The organism is Cellulosimicrobium cellulans (assembly GCF_042723955.1).
In the GTDB taxonomy this organism is placed as follows: domain Bacteria; phylum Actinomycetota; class Actinomycetes; order Actinomycetales; family Cellulomonadaceae; genus Cellulosimicrobium; species Cellulosimicrobium cellulans_H.
Map to the genome: position 1 here is coordinate 630 of NZ_JBHXIC010000137.1, position 6,881 is coordinate 7,510.

General features: G+C 73.0%; 6 protein-coding genes and 2 tRNA genes. 3 read left to right on the forward strand and 5 right to left on the reverse strand.

The window, feature by feature from the left end; genetic code table 11:
• Window positions 1–124: 124 nt before the first annotated feature.
• The 5 genes from ACFWH7_RS20225 to ACFWH7_RS20245 form a co-directional block, all read right to left on the reverse strand.
• The gene (locus tag ACFWH7_RS20225) at window positions 125–841 is read right to left on the reverse strand and encodes an ATP-dependent Clp protease proteolytic subunit (protein WP_047232615.1); all 717 of its coding nucleotides are present in this window, start codon (window positions 839–841) and stop codon (window positions 125–127) included.
• Between the two features lie 37 nt (window positions 842–878).
• Window positions 879–1,526 (reverse strand): ATP-dependent Clp protease proteolytic subunit, encoded by a 648-nt coding sequence (locus tag ACFWH7_RS20230; protein WP_047232614.1) that lies wholly within the window; start codon window positions 1,524–1,526, stop codon window positions 879–881.
• Window positions 1,527–1,785: 259 nt separating this feature from the next.
• Window positions 1,786–3,195 carry a trigger factor gene (gene tig, locus ACFWH7_RS20235; RefSeq protein ID WP_141390567.1) on the reverse strand — a complete coding sequence of 470 codons (1,410 nt, stop codon included), beginning with the start codon at window positions 3,193–3,195 and terminating at the stop codon, window positions 1,786–1,788.
• Window positions 3,196–3,305: 110 nt separating this feature from the next.
• Window positions 3,306–4,259, reverse strand: a complete 954-nt coding sequence (locus tag ACFWH7_RS20240; RefSeq protein ID WP_378219343.1) for a DMT family transporter — start codon at window positions 4,257–4,259, stop codon at window positions 3,306–3,308.
• A 79-nt stretch (window positions 4,260–4,338) separates the two neighbouring features.
• A tRNA-Pro gene (locus ACFWH7_RS20245) sits at window positions 4,339–4,412 on the reverse strand.
• Window positions 4,413–4,612: 200 nt separating this feature from the next.
• On the opposite strand from ACFWH7_RS20245, the gene ACFWH7_RS20250 reads away from it, so the two are divergent.
• From ACFWH7_RS20250 to epsC, 3 genes are all read left to right on the forward strand, one after another.
• Window positions 4,613–4,683: transfer RNA gene (locus ACFWH7_RS20250), tRNA-Gly, on the forward strand.
• A gap of 523 nt (window positions 4,684–5,206) precedes the next feature.
• Window positions 5,207–6,142: a cysteine synthase A gene (cysK, locus tag ACFWH7_RS20255; protein WP_141390568.1), complete on the forward strand. Its 936-nt coding sequence runs from the start codon at window positions 5,207–5,209 to the stop codon at window positions 6,140–6,142.
• Window position 6,143: 1 nt separating this feature from the next.
• Window positions 6,144–6,773, forward strand: coding sequence for a serine O-acetyltransferase EpsC (gene epsC, locus ACFWH7_RS20260; protein WP_378219345.1), 630 nt, complete (start codon window positions 6,144–6,146; stop codon window positions 6,771–6,773).
• The last annotated feature ends 108 nt before the right edge of the window (window positions 6,774–6,881 follow it).

A 6,881-nucleotide genomic window follows, 5' to 3' on the forward strand; every position in this document is an offset into this window, starting at 1 on the left:
GCGACCCGCCGCCCGTGTCCCCGTCGGGGGGCGCGACCGCGGCGGGCGCCGCCGGCCCCTCCCCCAGCGCGCCGCGGGGGGCGGCCGCGCCGCGGCGTGAGGTCATGCTGGACGGGCGGTCACGTCAGGGCTTGTTGACCGCGACGGCCTTGCGGCTCTCGAGGACCTGGTCGACGAGGCCGTACTCCTTCGCCTGCTCGGCGGTGAGGATCTTGTCGCGCTCGATGTCCTGGCGGACCTGCTCGACCGACTTGCCCGAGTGCAGCGCGAGCGTGTCCTCGAGCCACTCCCGCATGCGGATGAGCTCGTTCGCGTGGATCTCGATGTCGGACGCCTGCGCGTAGCCGCCGCCCTCCATCGCGGGCTGGTGGATGAGCACGCGTGCGTTCGGGAGCGCGAGGCGCTTGCCCGGCTGGCCTGCGGCGAGCAGGACCGCGGCCGCCGACGCCGCCTGGCCCAGGCAGACCGTCTGGATCTGCGGCTTGATGTACTGCATCGTGTCGTAGAGCGCGGTCATCGCGGTGAACGACCCGCCCGGCGAGTTGATGTAGAGGATGACGTCGCGGTCCGGGTCCTGGCTCTCGAGCACGAGGAGCTGGGCCATGACGTCGTCGGCGGACGCGTCGTCGACCTGGACGCCCAGGAAGATGATGCGGTCCTCGAACAGCTTGGTGTAGGGGTCCTGCCGCTTGAAGCCGTACGCGGTGCGCTCCTCGAACTGCGGGAGCACGTAGCGGGCCGACGGCGCGCCGCCCGGCAGCGCGATGCCGCCGGGACGCGCGCCCGCGCCGGCGAGGCGCTGCGCGGTGGACAGGTACTGGGACTCGGCGCTGAAGCTCACGGGTTCTCCTCGGTGAAGTCTGGTGTCCGGTGCGGGGTCAGGAACCCGTGGTGCCGCCGCCGCCGGTCACGGACGACGCGTTGGTGACGACGTGGTCGATGAAGCCGTACTCCAGCGCCTCCTCGGCCGTGAACCAGCTGTCGCGGTCGTTGTCCTTGAGGATCTGCTCGAGCGGCTTGCCGGTCTGCTCGGCCGTGAGCTCGGAGAGCACCTGCTTCATGTGCATGATGAGCTGCGCGTTGATGCGCACGTCGGTCGCGGTCCCACCGATGCCGCCCGAGGGCTGGTGCATCATGACGCGCGCGTGCGGCGTCGCGTACCGCTTGCCCTTGGTGCCGGACGAGAGCAGGAACTGCCCCATCGACGCCGCCATGCCCATGGCGATCGTCGCGACGTCCGGCTGGATGTACTGCATGGTGTCGTAGATCGCCATCCCGGCCGTGATCGACCCGCCGGGCGAGTTGATGTAGAGCCAGATGTCCTTCTCCGGGTCCTCTGCGGCGAGCAGCATCATCTGGGCGCAGATGGCGTTCGCGTTCTCGTCGCGCACCTCCGAGCCGAGCCAGATGATGCGCTCCTTGAGGAGCCGGTTGTAGATGGAGTCGTTGAGTCCGAAGCCCGGACCCTCGGCGCGGTTGACCGGGGCCGTCGCGTCGGACGGCAGGTACAGCTCGTTCACATCCATCTCCTTCGTCGCTCCCGCGGGTCGCCCCCGCCTGCGCTGCCCTGGCCGGTCCCGGGAGGATGCCCCGGTCCAGCCGTGCTGCAAGTGACCCTAACGCGGTCCGTGCCCGGCGTTCGTCCCGACAGCGCGCGTTTTCGCTGACGGCGCACCAGGCGGCCGGTGCACGCCGTCACGGCACGGGCACGACGACGGCCCGCCCCCTCGCGCGGAGGGTGCGGGCCGTCGTGGGACCTGCTCCGGCCGACCGGCCGGTGCCGTGTCAGGCCTTCGTCGAGTCCTTCTCGTCGTCCTCGACCGGCGCCGCGGCGGCGGCCTCGGTGGAGTCGTCGACGAGCGCCTCCTCGACGGGCTCGGCCGCGACGTCCTCGACCGACTCGTCCGCGGCGGCGTCCTCGTCGTCCGAGCCGATGAACTCGGTCAGGTCGACGACGTTGCCGGCGGAGTCCTTGACCTCGATCTGGCGCAGCGCGACGGCGAGCGACTTGGAGCGCGCGACCTCGCCGACCATCGCGGGGATCTGCCCGCCCTGGTCGAGCGACTGGATGAACTGGTTCGGGTCCATCCCGTACTGGCGCGAGGCGCTCACGAGGTACTCGAGGAGCTCGTTCTGCGCGACCTTGATCTCGAGCTGCTCGGCGAGGGTGTCGAGCAGGATCTGGTTGCGGATGGCGTCGGTCGCCTCGACGGTGACCTCGGCGCGGTGCGTCTCGTCCTCCAGGCGGCCCTCGGACTCGAGGTGGCGGTGCACCTCGGCCTCGACGACGCCCGCCGGCACGGGGATCTCGACCGCGTCGTTGAGCGCCTTGAGGAGCTCGTCGCGCGCGGCGACGGCCTGGTTCGAGGTCTTGATGCTCGCGACCTGCTCGCGCAGGTCGGCGTTGAGCTCCTCGAGAGTGTCGAACTCGGACGCGAGCTGGGCGAAGTCGTCGTCCGCCTCGGGCAGGTCGCGCTGCTTGACGGAGGTCGCCGTGACGGTGACGGACGCCTCCTTGCCCTCGTGCTCGCCGCCGGCCAGCGGGGCGTTGAACGTGGTCGTCTCGTCGGCCGAGAGGCCGGTCAGCGCCTCGTCCAGGCCCTCGAGCATGTTGCCCGAGCCGATCTGGTAGCTGACGCCGGAGACGGAGTCGACCTCCTCGCCGTCGATCTCGGCCGTGAGGTCGAGCACGACGAAGTCGCCCTCGGCCGCGGGACGGTCGACGCCGACGAGCGTGCCGAAGCGCTCGCGCAGCGCGTCGAGGCGCTCGGTGACGTCCTCGTCGGTGACCTCGGCGGGCTCGACCGTGATGGCGAGCGAGTCGAGGGCGGGCAGCGTGATCTCGGGGCGGACCTCGACCTCGGCGGTGAAGACCAGCTGGCCCTCGCCGGCCTTGGCCGGGATCTCGGTGACCTCGACCTCGGGCTGGCCGAGCGGGCGCAGGCTCTCCTCGCTCGCGGCCTGGCGGTAGAAGCCGGACAGGCCGTCGTTGACGGCGTGCTCGATGACGGCGCCCCAGCCGACGCGCTGGTCGATCACGCGCGGCGGGACCTTGCCCTTGCGGAAGCCGGGGATGTTCACCTGCTCCGCGATGTGCTGGTAGGCGTGCTCGATGCTCGGCTTGAGCTCGTCGTACTCCACCTCGACGGTCAGCTTGACCTTGGTGGGGTCCAGGGTCTCGACGGCGCTCTTCACTTCGATGATCTCCAACTGATCGGGGCGGGCCGGCGTGCGGCCGGGGACGGCTCCGCACGCGGGCGTACGGGCAACCGTCCCATCGTACGCGAGCGGTCAAGCGTCGCGGGTCAGGCCGACGTGCGCGGACCGGGGCGCTGGACCACCAGGACGACGGCGAGCCCGACGACCGCGGTCGCGACCACCGTCTGCCATCGCAGCCCGACCACACCGAGCAGGTCGAGCAGCACGGCCATGACCATCTGGCCGCCGACGACCGTCAGCGTGAGGACGAACGTGCCGAGGTGGCGCACCGCGTACGCGGCCGCCACGGTGATGAGGGTCCCCAGCGGACCGCCCAGGTAGAGCCACCACTGCCTGGGCAGCGTGACGCCGTCGAGCCCGCCGAGGAGCGCGGCCAGCGCGCAGACGAGGGAGATGCCGAGGAGCCCGCCCGTGACGGAGGTGAGGGTCGCGACGACCGGGTCGCCCGTGAGCTGCGTGACCCGGCCGTTCCCGGCCTGCTGCCCGCACAGGACGGCGCCGCCGACGAACAGCGCGACCCCCGCGAGGACGGCGCCCCACCCCGCGTCGGTCGTCGCGCCGCCGAGCACCGCGACGCCCAGGCCCACGAGCGCCGCGAGCCCCGCGGCCGCCCGGCGAGCGGTGAGCCGCAGCGGGGCCGGGAGCCCGACGCCGCGCGCGTCGAGCGCGAGGCCCGCGACCGTCTGGCCGGCGACCGAGCACACGGAGGCGACCGCGACGCCGACGAGCGGGACCCCGGCGGCCATGGCGACGACGATCGGGACGCTGCACAGCCCGACCGCGAACCACCACCAGGACGCGGAGGTGCGCAGGACGTGGAGGGTGGGGCGGACCCGACGGCGGGCGACCACCACGAGCACCGTCGCGAGGAAGGTCCCGACGTAGGAGAGCCAGGCCGCGACCACGGGTCCGGTCCCGGCGGCGGCGAGGCCGCCGTTGAGGCGGCCCTGGAGCGAGAGCACGGCGCCGCTGCCCGCGGCGACGACCGCCGCGAGGGTGACGCGCGTCGCCGGTCCGGACGCGGTGGTCGACGTGGTCACGGGCACCTCTCGAGGACGGGACCGACGCGACGGCCCGGACGTCGCCCCGCGACGCCCCCGGAGGGGCGCCGCGCGAAGGTCGGGGTGACAGGATTTGAACCTGCGACCTTCCGCTCCCAAAGCGGACGCGCTACCAACCTGCGCCACACCCCGTCGCCCGCCGCGGCGGCGGGCCAGGGCAAGTGTACTGGCGGCTGAGGGCACCCTCGTCGGCGCGCCGGAGACCACCGGGCAGACGGCGGGCAGACGGCCGGCAGAGCCACCGGGGTTTGCTAAGGTTGCGGCCGCAGGTCGGCGCCGTGCCGGCCCTCGGCCTTTCGGTCGGGGGCCCGGATCCCGGTCCCACGGCCCGTGCGGGCGTAGCTCAATGGTAGAGCCCCAGTCTTCCAAACTGGCTACGCGGGTTCGATTCCCGTCGCCCGCTCCGACGCTCTCGGGCTCCGTCCCGACCGCGGAACCAGAACGTCACGAGGGGCGCCCCGCCAGCCGGCTGGGCGCCCCTCGTCGTCCCGCCGGCACACCGACGCCCCCGAGCGGGCGACCGTCTCGTGGACGGCGTTGCAGGGTCCGGACGCGGACCGATAGCCTCGGGGTCACACGCGCCGCCCGCAGGCCCGGACCTCCGGGCGACCGCGGCGCGACCGACCAGGAGGAGCGAGGAATGACCGCGACGATCGCGCGTCCCGCACCGCTGCACCGCGCCGTGTCGCGCGTCTCCTGTTGTCGCTGTCTCGGCTGTCGCTGACGACCCGCCGCCGACCCCGCGCGCAGCTCCGCGCCGCACCAGGCCGCCCCGTCCGCACGAGCCCGCCCCCGCCGTCGTGCCCGCGCGCCCGCACCGTCCCCGAGAGACGCTGGGCACCGTGATCGCGGACCGCGACGGCCCTCGTCCCCTGATCGGTACCCCCACCCCGGCTCACCCCGAGCCGTCGACAGAAGAGGAAGACATGGCACGCATCTACGACGACGTCACGCAGCTCGTCGGCAACACCCCCCTGGTCCGTCTCAACAAGCTCACGGAGGGCCTCGGCGCCACCGTCGTGGGCAAGCTCGAGTTCTACAACCCCGCGAACTCGGTCAAGGACCGCATCGGCGTGGCGATCATCGACGCCGCGGAGGCGTCGGGCGAGCTGAAGCCGGGCGGGACGATCGTCGAGGCCACCTCCGGCAACACCGGCATCGCGCTCGCGATGGTCGGTGCCGCGCGCGGGTACGACGTCGTCCTGACGATGCCGGAGACGATGTCGAAGGAGCGCCGTGCGCTGCTCCGCGCGTTCGGTGCCGAGCTCATCCTCACGCCGGGGTCCGAGGGGATGAAGGGCGCGGTCAACCGCGCGGACGAGATCGTCGCCGAGCGCGAGGGCGCGATCCTCGCGCGCCAGTTCGCCAACGAGGCCAACCCCGAGATCCACCGCCGCACGACGGCGGAGGAGATCTGGGCCGACACGGACGGCGCCGTCGACATCGTCGTCGCCGGGATCGGCACCGGGGGCACGATCACGGGCGTCGGCCAGGTGCTCAAGGAGCGCAAGCCCGGCGTGCAGATCGTCGCGGTCGAGCCCGAGGAGTCGGCCATCCTCAACGGCGGCCAGCCCGGCCCGCACAAGATCCAGGGCATCGGCGCGAACTTCGTGCCCGAGATCCTCGACACCTCGGTCTACGACGAGGTCATCGACGTCAACGCCGAGACCGCGGTCGAGCTCGCGCGCCGTGCCGCGAAGGAGGAGGGGCTGCTGGTCGGCATCTCGTCCGGCGCCGCGATCGCCGCCGCGCTCCAGCTCGCCGCGCGCCCCGAGAACGCGGGCAAGCTCATCGTGACGATCATCCCCTCGTTCGGTGAGCGCTACCTGTCCTCCGTGCTCTACGCCGACCTGCTGGACTGACGTGACCGACCCGCGTCCTCACCACCGGACGGCCGGCTACCGGCTGCGCCGGTTCGTGCGCGTGCTCGGCGAGGACCTCGAGGCGGCCCGACGGCGGGACCCCGCCGCCCGCACCCGCCTCGAGGTCGCGCTGGCGTACCCGGGCGTGCACGCCGTGTGGGCCTACCGGCTCGCGCACCGCATGTGGCGCGAGCCCCTGCTGCGTCTTCCGGCACGCCTCGTCTCGCAGGTGGCGCGGGCGCTGACCGGTGTGGAGATCCACCCCGGCGCGCGCATCGGCCGGCGCCTGTTCATCGACCACGGCATGGGGGTCGTCGTGGGCGAGACGGCGGTCGTCGGCGACGACGTCGTGCTCTTCCACACGTCCACCCTCGGCGGGCGGTCGATGAAGCGCGGCAAGCGGCACCCGACGCTCGGGGACCGCGTGGTCGTCGGGGCGGGAGCGAAGATCCTCGGGCCGGTCTGGGTCGGCGACGACGTGCAGGTGGGGGCCAACGCCGTCGTCGTCAAGGACGTGCCCGCCGGGGCGGTCGCGGTCGGGGTCCCGGCGAAGATCCGCATGCCCGCCGCCGCGCCCGCGGCGCGGGACGCCGTCGAGGACCCGTCGCTCCTCATCGAGTACGTCATCTGAGCGCACGGACGCGGGGCCGCCGTCGACCGTGTCGTGGCCGAGGCCCGCGCCCTCGCGCTGCCGCCCGAGAACGTCCAGACCCTAGTCAAGGAGGCCCTCCGAAGACCC

Coding starts and splice junctions, on each gene's coding strand:
- ACFWH7_RS20230 (WP_047232614.1), bottom strand. CDS start 1,526: ATGGATGTGAACGAGCTGTACCTGCCGTCCGACGCGACGGCCCCGGTC.
- cysK (WP_141390568.1), top strand. CDS start 5,207: ATGGCACGCATCTACGACGACGTCACGCAGCTCGTCGGCAACACCCCC.